Genomic DNA, 20,516 nt, shown 5'->3' on the forward strand with positions numbered 1-20,516 from the left:
TCATGATCAGTGAACCATTCTCGACCGTCCGGGCCGAGGCGGCCTCAGGCCGGGTGCCGGACGGCGTGCGGGTGGGCCGGGCGAACGGGCCGAGTGACGCGAGGCGGACCGACGGACGGCGGTGTCGCGGCCCACGCGCGGGTGCTGGCCCCGAGGTGACCGGCCCGCAGGTCCAACAGGTGGGCCACGGTGTCCACGTCCCGGCGCAGCCCGGGGGCGAGCACCGGCAGGTCGTGGTAGCCGTCGGCGAGGAAGCGGCGACGCGAGCCGGGCCCGAGGTAGGGACGGAAGTCGGCGGCCTCGCTCAACGCCAGCAGGGTGGTGCCGGTGCCGTCGGCGTCGGAGACCACGGCACGTGGGTACGGTCCGGCCGCCGCCAGCGCCGCGTCGAACTCCGCCGGACGGGCCGCGGCGAGATCGGCCATCACCACGGCCAGGCGCGCGTCGCCGTACGCCTCGCCGGCGAGCCGCAGCGCCGCGTCGACCTCCCGGTTCAGATCGGGTGGGCCGATCCGGCCGGCGACCACGGCGCCGCAGGCCAACGCCGTGGCGGTGACCTGCGCGTCGGTGGTGGCGACGACCACGGCGCGGACCCGCCGGGCCCGGGTCAGCCCACCGACCACGTCGGTCAGCATCGCCCGGGCCAACGCGGCACGGTCGGCGGCGGTCAGGCCCACACACCTGGTCTTGGCCGCCGCGAAGGACTTGGCGGGTACGACCACCACCCACGAGCCCGGGGTCACGTCTCCGGCTCCATCCGGGTCAACCGGCCGTACAGCTCGGGCCGGCGGTCGCGCAGGAACGGGCGACGGCGACGGGACAGGTCGACCAGGTCCAGGTCGACCTCGGCCACCGCGATGTCGTCGCGGTCGTCGGCGGCCTGGGCGAGGACGTCGCCGTTGGGGCCGTAGACCGCGCTGAGCCCGAAGTACTCCTTGGTGCCCTCGGTGCCGACCCGGTTCGCGCAGATGACGAAGAGCCCGTTGAACACGGCGTGGGCGCGCAGCTCCAACTGGAACACCTCGCGCATCGGGGCGCTCGCCGAGGCGACCGGTACGCAGAGCACCGACCCGCCGCGCAGGGCCACCACGCGGCTCAGTTCGGGGAAGTGCCGCTCGTAGCAGATGATGGTGCCGACCCCGGTCTCCCCGGTCTGCACCACGTCGGGCTCGGTGCCGCCCGGCTGGAAGTAGAACTTCTCCGGGAAGCCGTTGGAGAACGGCAGGTGCGACTTGCGGTACACCGACTTCAGTTCACCGTCGACGTAGGTGCAGGCGGTGTTGTGGTAGACCCCGGGGACCTGGCCCGCCTCGAAGATCGACGAGACGACCGTCATCCGGTGCCGCTTCGACCGCTCGGCCGCCATCCGGTTCGACGGACCGTCGAGGCCCTCGGCGTACCGGAAGTAGTCCAGGTCGGGTTCGGGCTGGACGAACGGCACCGCGAACAGTTCCGGCAGCAGCAGGATGCGGGTGCCCTGGTCGGCGGCGGCGTCGATCAGGTCGGCGGCACGGCCGATCGTCTCGGTCCGGTCGTCGGTGGCGCGGAGTTGCAGGGCGGCGAGTTTCACGCGGGGACCTTTCCGACCGTCGGGGCGAGGCCGGTCAGAGCCAGCCCCGAACGGGTCTTGTACCGCTTGTTGACGCTGATCAGGACTGCGGTCAGGGGTTCCAGTTGACGGGCCAGCCGCAACCGGCCGGCGTCGAGGGCACGGCCACCGGTCACGTCGACGGCGAGGGCCATCACCCGCTCCTTGGCGGCGACGTCGTCCCCGCAGACCAGGACGTCCTCGTGGCTCAGGTCGGCGTCCGGGTCGAGCAGGAGGGGGGCGGCCAGGTGGTGGAACGCGCCGACCACGGTGGCCGAGGGAACCAGCGCGGCGGCCTCCTCGGCGGCGCTGCCGGCCAGCACGGCGACGCCGTACGGGCCGTGGCGGTCGAAGCCGAGCGGGTTGACGCAGCTCACCACCAGCGTGTCGGCAAGCGCCGGGGCCAGTCCGGTGACCAGGTCGGCGTGCCCGTCGTAGGGCACGGCGAGCAGGACGACGTCGGCGTCGGTCGCCGCCGCCAGGTTCGTCGCGCCGGTGACGCGGGCAGAGCCGACCTGACGGGACAACTCCTCGGCGGCGGCCTCGGCGCGTCCGGCGTCGCGGGAGCCGAGGACGACCCGGTGTCCGGCGCGGGCCAGGCGGTAGCCCAGCCCACGGCCCTGCGGGCCGGTGCCGCCGACCACGGCGACGCGGCAGGAGGGGTGGGTGCTCACCGGGTCACGCCTTCGCGGCCTGGGCGAGCCGGGTCAGGGTCTGCTCCTTGTCACCGAGCGTGGAGATGATCGGGCAGCGCACGCCCGCCTCCTGGTACGCCTGGAGCTTCTGGAAGGCGTCGTCGGTGGTGCCGCAGGCGGTGACGTTCTGCACCAGGCTGTTGGGGACCAGGTGCATCGCCCGCTTGATGTCCTCCGGGGTGGCGGGCCAGCCGGCGATCTCCTGCAACCGGTCGACGAGTTCCCGCTCCACGCCGCAGTGCTCCGCGATGTGCGGCTGCTGGCACAGATAAAGGGTGAGGAACGCCTTGCAGGCGTCGATGGCCTCCTGCGGGTCGTCGTCGTTGACGCTGCACGAGACGATCTGGGTCAGGTCGATGGCGTCGCGGCCGTCGGTCCGCTTGGCCAGGCCACGGTCGATCGCCTGCCGGGCACCCACCATGTACGACGGCGGGAGCAGGAAGTCCATGTGCACGCCGTCGCTGATCTCCCCGGCGAGTTCGAGCATCCGGGGACCGACCGCGCCGATGTAGATCGGGATGTCGACCGGCTTGTTCTCCCGGTACATGCTGTCGAAGCGCACGTCCTGCATCTGCACGAACTCGCCGTCGAAGTTGACGACCTCGTTGCGGAAGAACGCCTGGAGCACGCCGATGTACTCGCGCATCGACTTGAGCGGCTTGGACAGCGGCTGGCCGACCTTGGTCGCCAGCGGCTCCCACCAGGCGCCGATGCCCAGGATGGCCCGGCCCGGCGCGACCTCGTCCAGCGTCTTGAAGGTGACCGCCATCAGGGCCGCGTTGCGGCTCTTGTTGTTGACCACACCGGTGCCGATCTTCACGTTCCGCGTCTTGCTCGCGATGATCGCCGCCGGGACGATGCCGTCGCGGGCGAGTCGTCCCTCGGCGACCCAGACGGACTCGAACCCGTTCTGGTCGGCGAACTCGGCCTGCCAGTAGGTCTGTTCCAGGCTGAGTCGCTCACCGACGTGGATACCCAGGGGAAGTGTCATCTGTCCAGCTCCGCTCGTACGTGGTGCAGGGGATTCGGTGGGTCAGAGGAGACGCGGCGCGTCGCGGGTCAGGAAGGCGCCCCGGCCGGGGGTGTCGATCCGCAGGCCGTCCGGGTCGACCAGGTGCTCGCCCCGGGAGAAGACGTGCACGGGTCGACCGGTCACGCGCATGCCCTCGTAGATGTTGTAGTCGGTGCGCGTGTGCGAGCCCGCCGCCGTGATCACGTGGTCGGCGGCCGGGTCCCAGATCACCAGGTCGGCGTCCGCCCCGACCGCGACGACGCCCTTGCGGGGGAACAGGCCGAACAGCTTGGCCGGTCGGGCGGCGACCAGGTCCACGAAGCGGCACGGGTCGATCACCCCGCTCACCACGCCGGACTGCCAGAGGACCATCAGCCGGTCCTCGACGCCGGGAACGCCGTTGGGCACCTTCGGGAAGTAACCGGGGCTGCGCAGCTTCTGCGGCGGCAGGTCCGCGGGTTGGTGCAGGCAGAAGCCGGCATGGTCGGTGGCGACGGTGGACAGGGCGCCGGTGGCGAGCATCCGCCAGAGACCGTCCTGGTTGCTGCGTTCCCGGATCGGCGGGGAGCAGACGTACGCGGCGGCCCGCTCCCCCAGGTCGGCGTAGTCCTCGTAGGCCACCACGAGGTACTGCGGGCAGGTCTCGCCGTAGACCCGTGACCCGGCGGCCCGGGCCCGGCTGATCTCGTCGGCCGCCTCCGCGCTGGAGACGTGCACCACGTACAGCGGTGTGCCGATGCTCTCGGCGAGCACGACGGCACGGTGCACCGCCTCGGCCTCGGAGTCGTGCCCGTGCGCCCGCATGTGGAAGTTCTCGGCGGTCCGGCCGCTGTCCACCAGGCGCCGCACCTCGCGGGCCACCATGTGCCCGTTCTCGGCGTGCACCATCGGCAGCACGTCGAGGTCGCGGGCCAGCTCGAAGCCGTCGAGCAGCTCGTCGTCGTCGACCATCTGGCCCGGGTAGGCCATGAAGAACTTCCAGCTCGTCGCGCCCTCGCCGACCAGCCGGCGCAGGTCGTCGAGGACGTCCGGCTGGGCGGCGCGGGGCGGGACGATGGCGTGCAGACCGACGTCCACCACGGCCTTGGCCGCCGCCGTGTCCCGCCGCCGCAGGTACGTGTCGTACAGCGTCCGGTCGGGTTCCTTCTTGACGAAGTCGATGACCGTGGTGGTGCCGCCGCACGCCGCCGCGACCGTGCCGCTGTGGAAGTCGTCGGCGGTGTGGGTGCTGAAGCCGTCGACCGGGTACTCCAGGTGGGTGTGCGCGTCGATGCCACCGGGCATGACCAGCTTGCCCGTCGCGTCCACCACGTGGTCGGCGGTCCAGTCCGTGCCGGTGCCGAGGGCGACGATCCGGCCGTCGCGTACCAGCACGTCGGCGCGGACCGCGGCGTCGGCGTTGACGACCGTACCGTTGGTGATCAGCGTCGTCGGCATCGTGCCTCTCCTCTCCCCGGCGGGTCCGTCACCCGCCGCCGTCGCTCAGTTCTGGTAGTGCTCGTCGGCGAGGTCGAGCACCTCGTCCAGGACGCCGAGCGCCAGGTCGATCTCCTCGGCGGTGATGACCAGGGGCGGGGTCAGCCGCAGCACGTTGAAGTTGGCGGTCAGGTAGACGCCCCGCTGCATCGCGGCCTTGAGCAGCCGGCCGACCGGCGCGGCGGCGGGTCCCTTGGCGTTGAACGGCACGAGGGGTTCCCGGGTGTCGCGGTCGCGGACCAGCTCCACGCCGTAGAACAGCCCCCGGCCCCGGATCTCGCCGATGCTCGGGTGGCGCTGGGCCAGCGTGGCCAGACCGGCACCGAGCCGCTCCCCCATCGCCCGCGCGTTCTCCACCACGCCCTCGTCCTGCATGATCCGCAGGGACGCCACGCCGGAGGCGCAGGCGAGCGGGTGCCCGGCGTACGTCAGGCCGCCCCAGAACATGTTGTCGCGCAGCCACTCGGAGATCCGGGTGGAGACCGTCATCGCGCCGAGCGGCACGTACCCGGAGTTCAGCCCCTTGGCGGTGGTCAGGATGTCCGGCACCACGTCCCAGTGGTCGCAGGCGAACCACTCGCCGGTACGCCCGAACCCGGCCATCACCTCGTCGAAGATGAGCAGGATGCCGTACCGGTCGCAGACCTCCCGCAGCGAGCGCAGGTAGCCGTCCGGCGGGTAGAGCAGCCCGTTCGTGCCGGTGACCGGCTCGACGATCACGGCGGCGACGGTCTCCGGGTTCTCGTAGCGGAGGATCTCCTCCAGGTGCGGGCCGCCGGAGCAGACCGGGCACGGGTCGGGGTGCCCGGCCGGGCAGCGGTAGGTGTACGGGTCGAGCATCCGCACCACACCGCTCATCCCCGGCTCGGCCGCCCACCGACGCGGGTCGCCGGTCAGCGACATCGCCCCCGCCGTCGCGCCGTGGTACGACCGGTACCGCGCGATGACCTTCTGTCGGCCGGTGACGTGCCGGGCCAGCCGGACGGCGTTCTCGTTGGCCGCCGCGCCGCCGGTGGTGAAGAAGCTCATCTTGAGGTCACCGGGGGTGATCCCGGCCATCATCTCGGCCAGCTCCGCCCGGGACCGCTCGGCGAAGCCGGGTCCGATGTAGCAGAGCTGTTCGGCCTGGGCGCGGATCGCCTCGACCAGTCGGGGGTGCTGGTGGCCCAGGTTCAGGTTGACCAGTTGGGACTGGAAGTCGAGGTACCGGCGGCCGTCGTAGTCCCAGAACCACGACCCGGATCCGCCGGCCACGGGGATGGGGTCGAGCTTGCCCTGCACCGACCAGGAGTGGATAACGTACTCCTTGTCGGTCTCCTTGAGCCGCTCGCTGGTCCAGGTGGTGGTGTCGGTGTCGGTGATGGTCATCGGCTGGCTCCGTCCCGTCGGGCGCTCAGGTCAGTTGCTCTTGAGCTCGGCGCCGAAGGCGGCGAGGCGGGCCAGCGGACGTCCGGTGTTCGACGCGGCGCAGACCACGAGGATCTCCCGGGGTCGGGGCACGTCGGCCACCTGGAGGGTCACCGTCTGGTGGTGCGAGCGGGTCTTGGAGTCCAGCTTGTGCTTGAGCGGGATGTCGATCGGGCTGCCGGGCACGCCGACCTTCTCGGCGGCGGGCAGCAGTTCGGTGCCGCCGGCCGCGGTGCGGAAGACGTTGCCGAAGCGCAGGTTGTGGATCAGCGCCGAGCCGTGCTCGACCTCGCCGTCGATGCCGACGAGCGCGGCCTTGCCGAACGCCTCGACCTCGGCGCCGAGCAGCTCCACGCAGGCGGGGCCGACCAGCTCGCCGATCTCCTGGCCGATCTCGTCGGCGAGGGTGACCAGGTCCTGCACGTACTCGCTGGGGTAGGGATTCTCGATGACCACGCCGGCGAAGGCAACCCGGTGCACCGGCTGCACCGCTCTGCCGTTCTCCAGCCGCGTCTCTTCGAGGTGACGGATCAGCTTGCGAACCCGGATGCTCACGATCACTCCTTAGTGGTTCATTGGATGAACCATTGGTTCATATCCTGGCGTTGCAGAGGGTGCGAGTCAATAGCCCTCAGGGACGTATCCGGCTATCCGGCGAGGTTCACCTGTCGCCGTCCACGCAGGTCAGCGCGGTGACGGCAGCACCGCCGGCACGGTCGACGTCGCCGGTCACATAGAGATCGGTCCGCCGGTCGGCCAGCGGTTGGTTGAACGGGTTGTGCCACCGTTGCGCCCGCGTACCGATCAGGTCCACCTCGGCCAGCACGAGTTCCTCGCGGTCCCCGCTGGCCGGGCCGGCGATCGGCCAGCCGTCCGGTCCGACCAGGACGGACCGGCCGACGAAGGGTTGGCCGTTCTCCACCCCGATCCGGCTGATCCCGGCCACGTAGCACTGGTTGGAGTGCGCCCCGGTCATGCACATCAGGTTCGCCATCGCGGGCGCCGTCGTCGGCTGTCCCGGCACCGGCACCCAGTTCGACGGCAGCACCACCAGGTCGGCGCCCTGCAACGCGGCGCTGCGGAACGTCTCGGGGAACCAGGCGTCGTAACAGATCCCGATGCCGATGCGGCCCAGTGGCGTGTCGTAGACCGGGAAGCCGTCGGCGTTGCGGTCGTAGATCTCCTTCTCGTCGTTCCACAGGTGGGCCTTGCGGAACGTGCCGAGGTGCCCGGTCGGACCGAGCAGCACCGCCGAGTTGAAGACCGCGTCGCCGTCGCGCTCGGTCACCCCGCCGACGATCCAGACGTCCAGCTCGGCGGCGAGCCGCGACCACGCGGTGACCGTCGGCCCGTCCGGCACCGGCTGGGCGTACCGGGCGGCCTCCGCCCGGTCGGCGAAGACGTACCCGGCCGAGGCCGCCTCGGGCAGCACCACGAGTCGGGCTCCCTGGTCGGCCGCCGCCCGGATCCAGGCGGAGGTGCCGGCGATGTTCGCCGCGACGTCGCCGAAGACCGGCGCCATCTGCACCCCGGCGAGCAGGAAGCGGGTCACCATTGCGCCCGCACCGCCGCGTACTTGACGAACAGGTACTCGTCGATGCCGACCGCGCCGCCCTCGCGGCCCGTCCCGGACTGCTTGACGCCGCCGAAGGGGGCCGCCGGGTTGGAGATGACGCCCTGGTTGAGCCCCACCATCCCGCTCTCCAGCCGCTCGGTCACCCGCAGGCCCCGGCCCAGGTTCTCGGTGAAGACGTACGCGGCCAGACCGTACTCGGAGTCGTTGGCCAGGCCGACCGCCTCGTCCTCGTCGTCGAAGACCACCACCGGGGCGACCGGGCCGAAGATCTCCTCGCGGACGCACCGGGCGCGCTCCGGCACGCCGGAGAGCACGGTCGGCGCGAAGAAGTGCCCGGCTCCCTCGACCGGCCCGCCACCGGTGACGACCGCCGCACCCGCCTGCGTGGCGTCGGCGACCAGCTCGGCGACCGAGGTCACCGCGCCGCCGTCGATCAGCGGCCCGACGTCGGTCGACGGGTCCAGGCCGTGCCCGACGCGCAGCCCGCCGAGCCGTTCGGCGAGCGCCTCGACGAAGCGCGGCGCCACCGAACGGTGCACGTAGAAGCGGTTCGCGGCGGTGCACGCCTCGCCGACGTTACGCATCTTGGCCTGGACCGCCCCCTCGACGGCCAGGTCGAGGTCGGCGTCGCCGAAGACCAGGAACGGCGCGTTCCCGCCCAGCTCCATCGAGGTGCGCAGCACCCGCTCGGCGGACTGGGCCAGCAGGGTCCGGCCGACCGGGGTCGAACCGGTGAACGACAGCTTGCGCAGTCGCTCGTCGGTGAGCAGGGCCGAGGTGACCCGGCCGGACTGCGAGGTGGTGATCACGTTGACCACGCCCCGGGGCAGGCCGGCCTCCTCCAGGATCCGCACCAGCGCCAGCATGGACAGCGGGGTCTGCTTGGCCGGCTTGACCACGACGGTGCACCCGGCCGCCAGGGCGGGACCGATCTTGCGGGTGCCCATCGCCATCGGGAAGTTCCACGGGGTCACCAGCAGGCAGGGGCCGACCGGTTGACGCATCACCACGACCCGCGAGTTGCCGCCCGGCGCCGGCAGGTAGCCGCCGTCGATGCGGACCGCCTCCTCGGCGAACCAGCGCAGGAACTCGGCGGCGTAAGCCACCTCGGCCTGGGACTCGGCGAACGCCTTACCCATCTCCAGGGTCATCATCCGGGCCAGGTCGTCGCGGCGCTCCATGATCAGGTCGAACGCCCGGCGCAACACCTCGCCCCGCTCCCGGGGCGGGGTCGCGGCCCACCCGGCCTGGGCCTGGGCGGCGGCGGCCAACGCGTCCCGCCCGTCCTCGACCGAGGCGTCCGCCACCTCGGCGATGGTGGTGCCGGTCGCCGGGTCCTCCACGGGCAGGACGGCACCGTCCCGACCCGCGCGCCACTCGCCGTCGACGTACAGCCCCTTGGGGGTCTCGTCGACCACCGTCAGTGCCGCCGCCAACACCTCGGCTGGTACGGCCATTGTCTCCTCCTTCACCGCACGCGTGGACGAGCCGTGCGGTCGGCGGGTGCCCTAGCGTCTGGCGAAGGCACTCGGAATGTCGATGTCTGCGTTACTGAGCAGGTCGGTGAGCTGCCGAGCGGCCTTGATCACCGACTCCGCCATGGTGTCGATGCGCTCGCGGGTGATCCGGTAGGTGGGCCCGCCGATCCAGACCGCGTACGGCGTGTTGCCGCGCAGCCGCACCGGCGCCGCGACCGACGCCGCCCCGACCTCCAGCTCGTCGTACGCGAAGGCGAACCCGCGTTCCCGGACCGCGTCCAGCGAGGCCACGAAGGACTCCAGGTCGCCCACCTCCGGCGGGGCGTGCTCGGCGAACTCCTCGGTGAAGTCCTCCCACACCGACTCCGCGCTCAGCGCCGCCAGCAACACCTTGCCGGTGGAGGTGGCCCAGACCGGCTGGGTACGGGGTACCGGCTTGAGCGTCTGCCCGATCAGCGACGGACCCGGCACCTGCGCCACGACCATCACCTGCGGCGGCAGCAGCACGTCGAAGCCGGCGGTCTCCCGGGTCTCCTCGGCGAGGTTGCGCAGCACCTCCCGCATGTGGCCGTAGGCGCCACCGCCGTCGAGCAGTCCGCCCACGATGGAGAGCAGACCGAGGGACACCCGGTAGCGGCGGGTGATCGGGTCCAGGGTCAGCCAGCTCTCCCGCTCCAGCACGGTGAGCACCCGGTAGCAGGTGGCCTTGGGGATGCCCGCCTCGCGGGCGACCTCGCTGAGCCCGACACCTTCCGGGTGCGCCGCCACCGCCCGCAGGAGCCAGATCGTGCGTCGCACCAGGCCCGCCTCACTGGGCGCCATCGCTACCTCCATCAATCGCCGTCAGCCGTGGGATACGGCCCACATCTTGGCAGAAGCCATCGGCTGCGGGGGGGGGGGGGGGGGGGGGGGGGGCGGCCCCCCCCCCCCCCCCCCCCGCCCGCCTACCTACCGCCTTCCGTGATCGTCACGGTCTCCGGTGTGTAGGAGTTCCCGTTGGCGTCGAAGCCGTCGGCCGAGAGTTCGTCGTTGGCGCGCTTGGACAGGTCGGTGCGGAACGCGTCGGAGTCCGGCACGCCCTTGAGCACGCCGCCGCCCATCGCGATCTTGATGGTCTGGTCCCAGGCCGCCTGGTCCATCATCCCGACGCCGTTGGCGGCCGGCCAGATCAGCTTGTTGATCTCGTTGAGCATCCAGGTCTGGTGTCCCTTGCCCAGCGCGCTGCCGGCGTTGAGCACGATGTCCACACAGTCGTCCAGCTCGTCGCGGCAGAAGCCCCAGCCCCGGTAGGACGCCTTCAGGAACTTCACCGCCGTGTCCTGGTTGGCCTGCTCGTTGAGCCAGTCACCCCGGGCGTAGACGCCGTCCTCGAGGCTGGTGTAGCCGGCGTCCTGAAGGTTGATCACGGAGAAGTCCGACGGCTGGTAGAGCTCACCGGTGTCCGGGTTCTTGGTCTCCAGCAACTGGGCGTACTCGTTGTAGGTCTTGGCCTGGGCGGCGTCGACCTCCTTGCGCAGCAGCAGCGACATGTCGAACGGCTGCTGGATGATCTCGGCATCCTTGGTCGGGTCGACACCGGCGTCCTTCATCGCGGCGAACAGCACGAGTTCGTTGCCGTAACCCCAGCTCCCGACCTTCTTGCCCTTGAGGTCGGTCAGCTCCTTGATGCCGGAGTCGGCCCAGGCGACCTGGAGGTACGCGCCGCGCTGGAACACCTGGCCGATGTTGACCAGGTCCGCGCCCTGTTCCCGGGTGACCATCGTCTTGGTGACGTGGCTGACCGCGAACTCGGCGTTGCCGGCGGAGAGCACCTGCTGGGGGACGATGTTGACGCCACCCTCCTGGATGGTCACGTCGAGGCACTCCTCGGCGTAGTACCCCTTCTCCTTCGCCGCGTAGTAGCCGGCGAACTGGGCCTGGGCGACCCACTGGAGCACCACCCGGACCTTGGTGGTCGACTCGCAGTTCTTGGCGGCCTCGGCCGCGGACTCGCTCGGGCCGTCGGACATGCCGCCGCAGGCCGAGGCGGCGAGCAGGACGGCGGTGAGGCTGGCGGCGATCGTGATCGGGCGGTTCCTCCGCGAGGTCCGCCGTAGGTGCAGGGCCATATCTGACTCCAACATTTCGTGGGGGATCCGGGCTTTAGGAGTCGCTGTCGTGCAGGGACTCGTGCCAGGGCATCAGGAGGCGTTCCAAGAGGGACGTGGCACCGAACAGCAGCAGACCGAGGGCACTGGCCACGGCGATCCCGGCCCAGGCGTACTCGAAGCGGGGCAGGGCCGCCTGGTAGGCGATGTACACCCCGAGCGCGTTGCTCGGTCCACCGAAGTACTCGGTCACGATCACGCCGATCACGGCGAGCGTGCTGCCGAGTTTGAGCGCGTTGAACAGGTACGGCAACGCGTTGGGCAGCCGCAGCATGAGCGCCACCTGTCGAGGCTGTGCCGCGAGCGACTGCATGATCTCCAGGTGCAGGGGTGAGACCTGGAGGAGACCTCTGGTGGTGTTGACCAGGACCGGGAAGAAGACCATCACCGCGGCCACACCCGCTTTGGACATCGGGTTGGTGACCCCGAACCAGTTGTTGAAGATCGGGGCGAGAGCCACGATCGGGGCGCAGTTGATGATGACGGCGGCGGTCAGCACCGGGCCGGACACGCCCGGGAAGCGGCTGAGCGCCAGGGCCACCGAGACCCCGGCGACCGCGCCCAGGAGCAGGCCGAGGAGCACCGCCCGCACGGTGATCACCGAGGCCGACATGATCGTGCCGAACTCGGAGCGGAACGCGGACGAGATCTCCACCGGCGCCGGCACGATGAACGACGGGACGTCGAAGATCGTGACGACCAGTTGCCACGAGCCGAGGATCACCACGGCGGTGAGCACGACCGGCAGGAACCGGCCGACGGCCGTCCGGAGCCCGGCGGCGGACGGGGCGGTCCGGGTCAGCGGCGTGGTGCTCATCGGGCCGCCTGCTCGGACGGGACGCCGTGCAGCGCCGCGCGCACCTCGGTGACCTTGGCGAAGAACGCGTCGGTGGTCCGGGTCGCCGCGGTGCGCGGGTACGGCAGGTCGACGTCGATGCTGGCGGCGATCCGACCGGGACGGGCGGACATCACGACGATCCGGGAGGAGAGGAAGACCGCCTCGGAGATGCTGTGCGTGACGAAGACGACGGTGGTCCGGGTGTCCGACCAGATCCGCAGCAACTCGCCCTGTAGGCGTTCACGGTTCATCTCGTCGAGCGCGCCCAGCGGCTCGTCCATGAACAGGATCTCCGGGTCCGCCGACAGCGCGCGGGCGATCGCCACCCGCTGCTGCATGCCGCCGGAGAGCTGCCAGGGGAAGTGGCGGGAGAAGTCGGAGAGGCGGACCAGGTCCAGCATCTCGTGGGCCTTGGCCCGCCGGGTCGCCTTGTCCACTCCGGCCACCTGCAACGGCAGTTCGACGTTGCGCTGCACGGTCCGCCACTCGAAGAGGCCGGCCTGCTGGAAGACCATGCCGTAGTCCCGGTCCAACCGGGACGCGGCCGGCGTCTTGCCGTTGAGCGACACCGTGCCGTCGGTCGGCTCGGTGAGGTCCGCCAGGATCCGCAGCAGGGTGCTCTTGCCGCAGCCGCTGGGCCCCAGCAGGGACACGAACTCGCCCCGCTCGATCGACAGGTCGATGTCCTCAAGCGCCGTCACCGTACGGTCTCCGCCGGTGAACTGCTTGGTGACTCCTCGCACGGAAATGATCGCGGCCTCAGACATCAGCGTCTCTCCAGGTGTTGTGGAGGCGGAAGGGGTGGTCACCGGGTCTGCCGGTTCCGGAGCGCGACGCGCTCGATGAGTGCCAGGGACTGCACGAAGACGATGCCGGCCGCCGCCGCGACCAGGACGGCGGCGTACAACTTCTCGGGGCCGTTGGAGTAGTAGTAGGCGAAGGTGAGGATGGCCCGGCCGATGCCCCGGCCGGTGCCGGCGGAGAGTTCGCCGACGATCGCGCCCACCACGCTCGCCGTCGCCGCGAGGCGCAGGCCGGCGAAGACGAAGGGCAGCGCCGCGGGCATCCGCAGCCACCCGAGTACCTGCCACCGGCCGGCACCGACGCTGCGCATGAACTCCAGTTGGACCTTCGGCGGCGACTTGAGACCGCGCAGGGTGTTGATGGTGACCGGAAAGAACGCGAGGTAGGCGGCGATACCGGTGACCGCCACCCAGGGCGGTGCGCCGGCCTTGCCGCCCCAGATCACGATCATCGGTGCGATGGCCACCAGGGGGACCGTCTGCGACGCCACCAGCCAGGGCATCAGCCCCTTGCTCAGCGGCACCACGTTCAGGAAGAGGACGGCGAGCAGCAGTCCGAGCGACGCGCCGGCCACCAGGCCGTAGAACGCCTCGCGCAACGTCACGCTGGTCTCGCCGAGCAGATAGACGCCGAGTGTGGTCGCGTCGCCGCGCCGGGCCGGTTCGACGAGTGCGCCGAGGATCGTCCACACGTGCGGCATCGACAGGTCGTCGGTGGCGACGGGGAAGGCGATCCGGGTGCCGGGCACGACGTCGCCGACGGCCCGGCCCAACGCCTTGTAGCCCTCCCAGAGGCCGGCGAGCGCCGCCACCACCAGGACGGCTCCGGCCGCGTTGCGACCGCTCCTGCTCGCGGCGGCCAGTCGGGCGTTTCGGCGGCGTGGTGTCGGCGGGTCCACCTGACCGGCAGGTCCGCCCTGGGCGGCCACCGCGGCGGTGGTCGTTCTTGTCACGGTCATGCAGGCACTCTCCGAATCCCTCGGAAGCGTCGTCTGGCGTGGGATCCGCCGGCTTCCCCCGCCCGGATCGGATCACTCAGTGAACTGGTGGTTCACCATAGGAGCGTGAGCGAGGCCACGTCAACGGTTCGGAGCCGCCCTCAGATCACGATTTACGACCTTGTAACCCGCGCCCACCTGCGGATACCCCGATCCGGGCGGACGCCCACCACCCGCCGCCACGCAGAGCGACGTCGCGGGCACCACGCGTGCCAGCGGCCGTCGTCGTCCGCACGGCGACGAGGCGTCAGGACGGTGCGGACGCCGGGCCGCCAGTCCCAGAACGCGTCCGGGCACACCCCCACACCGTCCGGACACACCCGCTCATCGTTCGGGTGGCGTACCGTCCCCGGTTCGTCCCGGCGGGGCGGTCGGCACCGCGTCCGGCCCGTCGATAGGCGCACCGGTGGGCGTACCCGACCCGAGGCCGGCCGTCGGCGCAGCCGGCGGGGCGAAGGTCACCGGGGCGTCGAACGCGGCCCGGCGGGCGGCCCGGCGCAACGCGGCCAGGACCGCCGGACCGACCAGGACGATCGCGACGGCGGTGGTGACCGCCCGGCCGGTGTCCCAGCCGAAGGTGGAGGTGACGGCGGTGAAGACCGCGAAGCGGTGCAGGTTCTCCAGCACCGGCGCACCGGCGACGTACGAGAGCTGGGTGTCCGCGCCGACGCTGAACGGCCAGAACCAGAGGTTCATCAGCAGCCCGTACGCGTAGGCGGCGACCGCGCCGTACCCGGCCAGCACGGCGATCTCGGCCCGGCCCCGCAACCGGGACGGCAGCAGACCCGCGCCGAGCCCCAGCCAGGCGGCGGCCAGCATCTGGAACGGCAGCCAGGGTCCGACCCCGGCGGTGAGCAGCGCGGAGGCGAACAGCGAGATGGCACCCAGCAGGAAGCCGAAACCGGGCCCGAACACCCGACCGGCCAGCACCAGCAGGAAGAACACCGTCTCGATCCCGGCGGTGCCGGCGCCCAGCGGGCGTAACGCGGCGTTGACGGCGGCGAGCACGCCGAGCATCGCCAGCGCCTTGCTGTCGATGCCGCCCGAGCTGAGTTCGGCCAGGACGAGGGCGAGCAGGACCGGCAGGACGACGATGAAGACCAGCGGCGCCTCGGTGGTCCGCGCCGTCGCCTCCGGCTGGGCGGGCACGAAGAACGGCCAGGTGAAGGTGGCGAACGCGGCGACCGAGGCGAGGGTCAGGATGACAGCCGTACGCGGAGCGACCCGCAGCACGCTCATCGCGTCACTTCAGCACGGGCCAGTGCCGAGGTGACCTGGTCCACCGTCAGCCAGGGCTGCGGGGCCAGGACCTTGGCGACCTGGGGCGCGAACGCCGGTGAGGCGAGCATGACCTCGGCGGCGGTGCCGTCGGCGACGATCTCGCCCTGGGCCATCACCACCACCCGGTCGGCGAGGGTGGCGACGAGTTCCACGTCGTGGGTGGCGACCACGACCGCCCGGCCCTGCGCGGCCAGTCGGCGGACCACGGTGGCGAACTGCCGCTTGGCCCGGTAGTCCAGCCCCCGGGTGGGCTCGTCGAGCAGGACCACCGGCGGAGCGGCGGTGAGCTGGACCGCGAGCGCGAGGGCCAGCCGCTGCCCCTCCGACAGGTCCCGTGGGTGCCGGTCGTCCGGCAGCCCCGGGGTGAGGTGGTCCAGCAACTCCCGGCAGGTCCCCTCGGGCACCTCGGACTCCCGGTCGGCCTGGGCGCACTCGGCGGCCACCGTCTCCAGATAGAGCAGGTCGCCCGGGGTCTGCGGGACCAGACCGACCCGGCGGCGGGCCCGCGCGGCGGACAGGGCCTTCGGATCGGTGTCGCCGTCCGGGCCGGGCACGGTCACCGTGCCGCCCTGGCGTGGGCCGCTGCCCTGCACCGCCCAGAGCAGGCTCGACTTCCCGGAGCCGTTGCGGCCCATCAGCGCGACGACCTGGCCCGGATGCAGGTCGAGGTCGACGCCGCGCACCGCCACCGTGCCCGGGTACCGCACCACGACGGCCCGCGCGGTCAGCGCCGGGACGCCCTCCGGTGCCGGTGCCGCCGGTGGGGGCGACGCGTCGGCGAGCCGCTGCCGGAGGTCGCCCGCACGACGCCGGGCGTCGCGGACGGAGAGCGGCAGGGGTGTCCAGCCGGCGACGCGGCCCAACTCGATCAACGGCGGGGCCAGCTCGATGCCGGCGAGCACGGCGTCCGGTGGCCCGTCGACGACGGTGCCGTCACCGGGCAGATAGAGCAGCCGGTCGGCGTACTGCACGACGCGTTCGAGCCGGTGCTCGGCCACCACCACGGTGACGCCGAGGTCGTGGACCAGGCGGGTGACGGCGGCCAGCACGTCCTCGGCGGCCGTCGGGTCCAGCGCCGAGGTCGGTTCGTCGAGCACCAGCACCTGCGGATGGCTGGTGAGGACCGCGCCGATGGCGACCCGCTGCTGCTGCCCGCCGGAGAGTGTCCGCAGCGGGCGGTCCCGCAGCTCGGCGATGCCGAGCAGGTCGAGGGTCTCCTCGACGCGCTTGCGCATGACCGGCGCGGACAGCGCGAGTTGCTCCATGCCGTAGGCGAGTTCCTCCTCGACGGTGTCGGTCACGAAGCCGGCGAGCGGGTCCTGACCGACCACGCCGACGACGTCGGCGAGATCGCGCGGCGGATGTGCCCGGGTGTCCCGGCCGTGCACGGTGACGGTGCCGTACAGGGTGCCGCCGGTGAAGTGCGGCACCAGCCCGTTGATCGCCCGCAGCAGCGTCGACTTGCCGGCTCCGGTGCGGCCGGCGACCAGGCACAGCTCGCCCTCCGGGATGTGCAGGCGGACGTCGCGCAGCATCGGCTCGCGGCTCTCGGCGTACCGGACGGTGACCCGGTCGAAGTCGATCATCGGTGCGCCTCCGGCTGGGCGGTGTCGCGGCGCGACGTGTGGTCGGTGCGACCGGTCGCCGACGGTGGCACGGGCAGCGGTCGCGGGGCGGGGTTCGCCGTCGGCGCCGGTGGGGCCAGCCAGCCCGGCGCCACGGCCACCAGCACCGCGAGCACCACCAGGGGCGTCAACTCCGGCCAGGTGAGCGGGCTGACCGGCGGGTAGAGCCGCTCCGGGTCCACCGTGCCGGCCAGCATCATCACCGCGGCGGTGGCCAGGCCGCACCCGGCGACGGCCAGCTCGGCCAGCCGCCACCGGTCGGGGCGGTAGCGACTACGCCGCACCTGACGCCCGGCCAGCAGCATTCCGGCCACCGCCGTGGCCAGCCCGGCGAGCAGCATCGGCAGACCGAGATAGCCGGGCACGGTCGCGTCGAGCAGACCGTACGTGCCGACGCAGACACCGACCAGCCCGGTGAGCACCAGGGCACCGGTGAGAGCACGCCGACCGGCCGGTACGGCGGCGGTGCGCCCGTAACCCCGCGAGTCCATCGCCGCCGCCAGGGCGAGGGACCGGTCCAGGGCGTCGGCCAGCACCGGCAGGGCGATGCCGCGCAGGGCGCGCAGGCCGTGCCCGGGCGCACCGCGCAGTCGGCGGGCACGGCGTACCCGCAGCACGCTCTCGACCAGTTGCGGGGCGACCGACAGGGCGACCACCACCGCCGTGCTGACCGCGTAGAGGGCGCCCGGCACGGCCTTGAGCAGCCGCTTCGGGTTGGCCAGGGCGTTGGCGGCACCGAGACAGATCAGCATCGTGGCCAGCCGCAGCCCGTCGTAGAAGCCACCGAGGAGCTGTTCGGCGGCGACCGGCCCGAACAGCCGGATACCGGCCGCCCAGGCGGGCAACGGGATCTCCGGCAGGTGGAACAGGACATGGTCGCCCTGGCCACCGCCGAAGACCAGGCGGAACAGCACCCGCATCGCCACGATCACCGCACCGAGCACCAGGTACATCCGGAACGCCAACGCCCAGGGTGCGTCGCCGCGACGACGGACCACCACCAGCGCCGCCGCGGCGACGATCAGCGCCAGCGGCAGCGGGTTCGTGGTGTGGCTGGCCGCCGTCGCCAGCCCGAGCGCCCAACACCACCAGGCGCCCGGATGCAGGCCGCGCGGCAGCCGAGAGGTCCCGGCGGTCCGAGCCCCGGACCGCACCGACAGCCGAGCGGACGGGCCGCTGTCGACGACGGCCCGGTCACTCATCCGGTGCGGCGGTACGCCGACGACGCGCCGCGAGGACACCACCGCCGACCAGTGCGACCAGCAGGAACAGCCCGGCCAGGGTGCCCAGCGGCAGACCGTCGCCGTCCCGGGCTCCGGTGACCTCGACCGGCGGGAGCGATCCCGTCGGGTCGGTCGGCGGCGCGGGCGCGGCACCCAGGGGCGGGACGGCGCTCGCCGACGGCGGCACCTCCGGCGGCGGAGCGGACGCGTCCCCGGTCGGCGCGACCGGGGCCGAGGCGGCGGGCGTACCGGCCGCACCGGTCGGGACGCCGACGCCGGGCGCCACGGGTGCGCCTGCGGCCGGCGGCGGGGCGGCGGGCGGCGGGGCACCCGGCGGTGGCGGGGCGGGTGCGGGTGGCGGCGGTGCCGGTGCCGAGGTGCGGGGCGGCGGCGGTGCCGGTGGTGTGGTGCGCGGCGGTGGTGCCGGCCGGTTCGGTGCCACCGCAGGCCGGGGCGCGTTGTCGGCGCTGCGGTTCAGCGAGAACGACCAGCCGTCGAAGCTGCCCGCCGGTGGCTTGCGGTTGAGCACGCCCCGGTCGCTGTACGTCCACGAACCGCCGTCCGGCGCGTGCCAGTACGACCAGTAGGCGCTGGCCGGTGGCGTGTCGACGCACTTCTCCGTGGCGGTCGAGGGTTTGCCCTCGATCCGGCAGATGAAGCCCTCGCCCCAGCGCAGGGTGCCGGCGATCTGGAACCCGGCGTTCTTCAACGCGGCCAGACCGGTGGCCTGGTCGCCCGGGGCGCAGCGGACCACCACCCCACCGCCGAGTTCCTTGAAGTCGACCACCACGGTCACGCCGTTGGCGTCCGGGCAGTGGCCGGCGCGACCGGCGGCCTGTGCGGGAGCCGCGCCGAGGGCCGTGCTCGCGGCGGTCACCGCGAGCACCAGTGCCGCGCGGACCGTCCGGCCGCTCATGTGGCCCGCCGACGGCCCAGCACCAGCAGCACCGCTCCCCCGCCGACGAGCAGCAGCGCGGTGAGCACGTACCCGCCGATGGCCACGCCGGTGGTGGGCAGGCGTCCCGGCCCGCCCGCGACCGGGCTGGTGCTCACGGTCGGCGTGGCGACCGGCGTGGACGGCGTGTCACTCGGGGAGGCGCTCGGGTCGACGGTCGGCGGGTCGGTCGGCGTCGATGGCGTGCTCGGCGTCGGTGACGCGGTCGGTGTGGGCGAGCCGGTGGGCGTGGGCGACGCGCTGGCCGACGGGGTGGGGCCTCCGGTGGGCGGCGGATCGAGACCGATCCGGCCGAGCGGCACCTGGGCCAGGCCGAGCAGCGCCTGGGCGGTGGCGCGACGCCACTGGTCCCGGAGGTTGTCGGTGATGCCCGCGTCGACCGCCTCGGTCAGCGCGTCGGTGTTGTAGGCGATGGCACCGGCCTCGGTCGCGGCGGCACCGCCGTTGCCGGAGGTGATCTGGAGTGCCGCCAACGCCTCGGCGGCCCGGGTCGCCTCGCTGTCCCGACCCGCTGCGGCCAGGGCCTGCCCGGCGAGGCCGGTGCTGTTGGAGTTGGCGCCGCTGGTCGGCCCCGAGCCGCCGAACGACCCGTCGGCGCGTTGCTGTGCCGCCAGCCACTGGGCTCCGCGCTGGGCGGCGTCGTCCGCGCCGTCGGCCCCGCTGGCCAGCAGCGCCTGGACGGCCATCGAGGTGGAGTCGACGTCGAGCGTGGCGTTGCTCTGCGCGTCGCAGCTCGCCGACGGTGCGCCGTCCGCGTCGGGATAGAGCCGGAAGCCGCCGGCCGCGCACTGCTGGCGGACCAGGAAGTCGACCGTCTCCTGCGGTGCGCCGCCGCTGCGGGCCAGCCCGAGGACGGCGAAGCTCTGGTCGAAGGTGTTGGACGGGTCCTGACCGGACGCCTCGGTGGTGCGGCTGGTGATCCGGCCGTGCTGGTGGCCGGTGTCCGCGCCGGAGACCAGCGACAGGGCCTCCGCGCGCAGGTTCCAGCCGCCGAAGTCGGTCGGGTCGCCACCGGCGGCGGAGGCGGCGTAGAGCAGCTTGGCGGTGGCCCCGCCGTCGGTGAAGCCCTCGATGCCCCAGTCGTCGTAGCTGTTGTAGGAGCGCACGTTCGCGGCGATCTGTGCGGTCGCCGCCTGCCGGGTCGACGGGTCGACGCCGGTGGCGGCGAGGGCGAGCACGCCGTCGACGGTGAGGCCCCAGTCGGCGCCGCCGAACGGCCCGGGCAGGACACCGTCGGCGTACTCACCGGCGAGCCAGCGCGCGGCGTCCCCGGCGGCGGCGGTGTGGGGCGCGGTCGGTGCGGCCACCCCGCCCAGCGGTGTGGCGACGACGACGGCGAGCGCGGTGGCGGTGGCGGCGCCGAGTCCGGCGCCGACGCGCCGGAGCGAGCAGGAGAGCATGAGGGGTGCCTTTC

19 protein-coding genes are annotated in these 20,516 nt (G+C 72.6%); all 19 read right to left on the minus strand.

The window, feature by feature from the left end; all coding sequences use genetic code 11:
- Positions 1-44: 44 nt before the first annotated feature.
- A complete protein-coding gene (cofC, locus tag ACIBO1_RS17025) occupies positions 45-743 on the minus strand; it encodes a 2-phospho-L-lactate guanylyltransferase (RefSeq protein WP_396747197.1) in 699 nt (232 codons plus the stop codon).
- Complete coding sequence (locus ACIBO1_RS17030; RefSeq protein ID WP_131053162.1) at positions 740-1,570, minus strand: nitrilase-related carbon-nitrogen hydrolase; 831 nt, start codon at positions 1,568-1,570, stop codon at positions 740-742. Before ACIBO1_RS17030 ends, cofC begins: the two co-directional genes overlap by 4 nt.
- Positions 1,567-2,262, minus strand: a complete 696-nt coding sequence (gene npdG / locus ACIBO1_RS17035; protein ID WP_396747201.1) for an NADPH-dependent F420 reductase — start codon at positions 2,260-2,262, stop codon at positions 1,567-1,569. Before npdG ends, ACIBO1_RS17030 begins: the two co-directional genes overlap by 4 nt.
- A 4-nt stretch (positions 2,263-2,266) precedes the next feature.
- Positions 2,267-3,274, minus strand: coding sequence for an LLM class flavin-dependent oxidoreductase (locus ACIBO1_RS17040; RefSeq protein WP_350696990.1), 1,008 nt, complete (start codon positions 3,272-3,274; stop codon positions 2,267-2,269).
- Positions 3,275-3,316: 42 nt separating this feature from the next.
- Positions 3,317-4,732, minus strand: coding sequence for a dihydropyrimidinase (hydA, locus tag ACIBO1_RS17045; RefSeq protein WP_396747205.1), 1,416 nt, complete (start codon positions 4,730-4,732; stop codon positions 3,317-3,319).
- A 45-nt stretch (positions 4,733-4,777) separates the two neighbouring features.
- On the minus strand, positions 4,778-6,139 hold the full coding sequence (locus ACIBO1_RS17050) for an aminotransferase class III-fold pyridoxal phosphate-dependent enzyme (protein WP_396747208.1): 1,362 nt from the start codon (positions 6,137-6,139) through the stop codon (positions 4,778-4,780).
- A 30-nt stretch (positions 6,140-6,169) separates the two neighbouring features.
- Positions 6,170-6,733 carry an amino acid synthesis family protein gene (locus ACIBO1_RS17055; protein WP_199489138.1) on the minus strand — a complete coding sequence of 188 codons (564 nt, stop codon included), beginning with the start codon at positions 6,731-6,733 and terminating at the stop codon, positions 6,170-6,172.
- Positions 6,734-6,839: 106 nt separating this feature from the next.
- Positions 6,840-7,733, minus strand: a complete 894-nt coding sequence (locus tag ACIBO1_RS17060; RefSeq protein WP_396747211.1) for a nitrilase family protein — start codon at positions 7,731-7,733, stop codon at positions 6,840-6,842.
- Entirely contained in the window at positions 7,727-9,211 is a 1,485-nt protein-coding gene (locus ACIBO1_RS17065) for an NAD-dependent succinate-semialdehyde dehydrogenase (RefSeq protein ID WP_396747214.1), read from the minus strand. The genes ACIBO1_RS17060 and ACIBO1_RS17065 overlap by 7 nt, the downstream gene beginning before the upstream one ends.
- A gap of 51 nt (positions 9,212-9,262) precedes the next feature.
- The gene (locus ACIBO1_RS17070; protein WP_161594958.1) at positions 9,263-10,054 is read right to left on the minus strand and encodes an IclR family transcriptional regulator; all 792 of its coding nucleotides are present in this window, start codon (positions 10,052-10,054) and stop codon (positions 9,263-9,265) included.
- Between the two features lie 122 nt (positions 10,055-10,176).
- Entirely contained in the window at positions 10,177-11,355 is a 1,179-nt protein-coding gene (locus ACIBO1_RS17075; RefSeq protein ID WP_396747217.1) for an ABC transporter substrate-binding protein, read from the minus strand.
- Positions 11,356-11,374: 19 nt separating this feature from the next.
- Positions 11,375-12,196: an ABC transporter permease gene (locus ACIBO1_RS17080; RefSeq protein WP_396747220.1), complete on the minus strand. Its 822-nt coding sequence runs from the start codon at positions 12,194-12,196 to the stop codon at positions 11,375-11,377.
- On the minus strand, positions 12,193-12,984 hold the full coding sequence (locus ACIBO1_RS17085) for an ABC transporter ATP-binding protein (RefSeq protein WP_396747223.1): 792 nt from the start codon (positions 12,982-12,984) through the stop codon (positions 12,193-12,195). The genes ACIBO1_RS17080 and ACIBO1_RS17085 overlap by 4 nt, the downstream gene beginning before the upstream one ends.
- A 38-nt stretch (positions 12,985-13,022) precedes the next feature.
- Positions 13,023-13,979: an ABC transporter permease gene (locus ACIBO1_RS17090; RefSeq protein ID WP_396747226.1), complete on the minus strand. Its 957-nt coding sequence runs from the start codon at positions 13,977-13,979 to the stop codon at positions 13,023-13,025.
- A 363-nt stretch (positions 13,980-14,342) separates the two neighbouring features.
- Complete coding sequence (locus ACIBO1_RS17095; protein ID WP_396747229.1) at positions 14,343-15,257, minus strand: ECF transporter S component; 915 nt, start codon at positions 15,255-15,257, stop codon at positions 14,343-14,345.
- Positions 15,254-16,885, minus strand: coding sequence for an ABC transporter ATP-binding protein (locus ACIBO1_RS17100; RefSeq protein WP_396747232.1), 1,632 nt, complete (start codon positions 16,883-16,885; stop codon positions 15,254-15,256). Before ACIBO1_RS17100 ends, ACIBO1_RS17095 begins: the two co-directional genes overlap by 4 nt.
- Positions 16,882-18,126, minus strand: a complete 1,245-nt coding sequence (locus tag ACIBO1_RS17105; RefSeq protein WP_396747235.1) for a CbiQ family ECF transporter T component — start codon at positions 18,124-18,126, stop codon at positions 16,882-16,884. The genes ACIBO1_RS17100 and ACIBO1_RS17105 overlap by 4 nt, the downstream gene beginning before the upstream one ends.
- Complete coding sequence (locus ACIBO1_RS17110; RefSeq protein ID WP_396747238.1) at positions 18,119-19,063, minus strand: hypothetical protein; 945 nt, start codon at positions 19,061-19,063, stop codon at positions 18,119-18,121. Before ACIBO1_RS17110 ends, ACIBO1_RS17105 begins: the two co-directional genes overlap by 8 nt.
- The gene (locus ACIBO1_RS17115; protein WP_396747241.1) at positions 19,060-20,502 is read right to left on the minus strand and encodes a prenyltransferase/squalene oxidase repeat-containing protein; all 1,443 of its coding nucleotides are present in this window, start codon (positions 20,500-20,502) and stop codon (positions 19,060-19,062) included. The genes ACIBO1_RS17110 and ACIBO1_RS17115 overlap by 4 nt, the downstream gene beginning before the upstream one ends.
- Positions 20,503-20,516 lie beyond the last annotated feature (14 nt).

It is taken from the genome of Micromonospora sp. NPDC049903 (genome assembly GCF_044460945.1).
Classification (GTDB): domain Bacteria; phylum Actinomycetota; class Actinomycetes; order Mycobacteriales; family Micromonosporaceae; genus Micromonospora.

Coding starts and splice junctions, on each gene's coding strand:
- ACIBO1_RS17085 (WP_396747223.1), bottom strand. CDS start 12,984: ATGTCTGAGGCCGCGATCATTTCCGTGCGAGGAGTCACCAAGCAGTTC.
- ACIBO1_RS17105 (WP_396747235.1), bottom strand. CDS start 18,126: ATGAGTGACCGGGCCGTCGTCGACAGCGGCCCGTCCGCTCGGCTGTCG.
- ACIBO1_RS17095 (WP_396747229.1), bottom strand. CDS start 15,257: ATGAGCGTGCTGCGGGTCGCTCCGCGTACGGCTGTCATCCTGACCCTC.
- ACIBO1_RS17070 (WP_161594958.1), bottom strand. CDS start 10,054: ATGGCGCCCAGTGAGGCGGGCCTGGTGCGACGCACGATCTGGCTCCTG.
- hydA (WP_396747205.1), bottom strand. CDS start 4,732: ATGCCGACGACGCTGATCACCAACGGTACGGTCGTCAACGCCGACGCC.
- ACIBO1_RS17080 (WP_396747220.1), bottom strand. CDS start 12,196: ATGAGCACCACGCCGCTGACCCGGACCGCCCCGTCCGCCGCCGGGCTC.
- ACIBO1_RS17115 (WP_396747241.1), bottom strand. CDS start 20,502: ATGCTCTCCTGCTCGCTCCGGCGCGTCGGCGCCGGACTCGGCGCCGCC.
- ACIBO1_RS17050 (WP_396747208.1), bottom strand. CDS start 6,139: ATGACCATCACCGACACCGACACCACCACCTGGACCAGCGAGCGGCTC.
- ACIBO1_RS17040 (WP_350696990.1), bottom strand. CDS start 3,274: ATGACACTTCCCCTGGGTATCCACGTCGGTGAGCGACTCAGCCTGGAA.
- ACIBO1_RS17110 (WP_396747238.1), bottom strand. CDS start 19,063: ATGAGCGGCCGGACGGTCCGCGCGGCACTGGTGCTCGCGGTGACCGCC.
- ACIBO1_RS17075 (WP_396747217.1), bottom strand. CDS start 11,355: ATGTTGGAGTCAGATATGGCCCTGCACCTACGGCGGACCTCGCGGAGG.
- ACIBO1_RS17090 (WP_396747226.1), bottom strand. CDS start 13,979: ATGACCGTGACAAGAACGACCACCGCCGCGGTGGCCGCCCAGGGCGGA.
- ACIBO1_RS17060 (WP_396747211.1), bottom strand. CDS start 7,733: ATGGTGACCCGCTTCCTGCTCGCCGGGGTGCAGATGGCGCCGGTCTTC.
- ACIBO1_RS17100 (WP_396747232.1), bottom strand. CDS start 16,885: ATGATCGACTTCGACCGGGTCACCGTCCGGTACGCCGAGAGCCGCGAG.
- ACIBO1_RS17065 (WP_396747214.1), bottom strand. CDS start 9,211: ATGGCCGTACCAGCCGAGGTGTTGGCGGCGGCACTGACGGTGGTCGAC.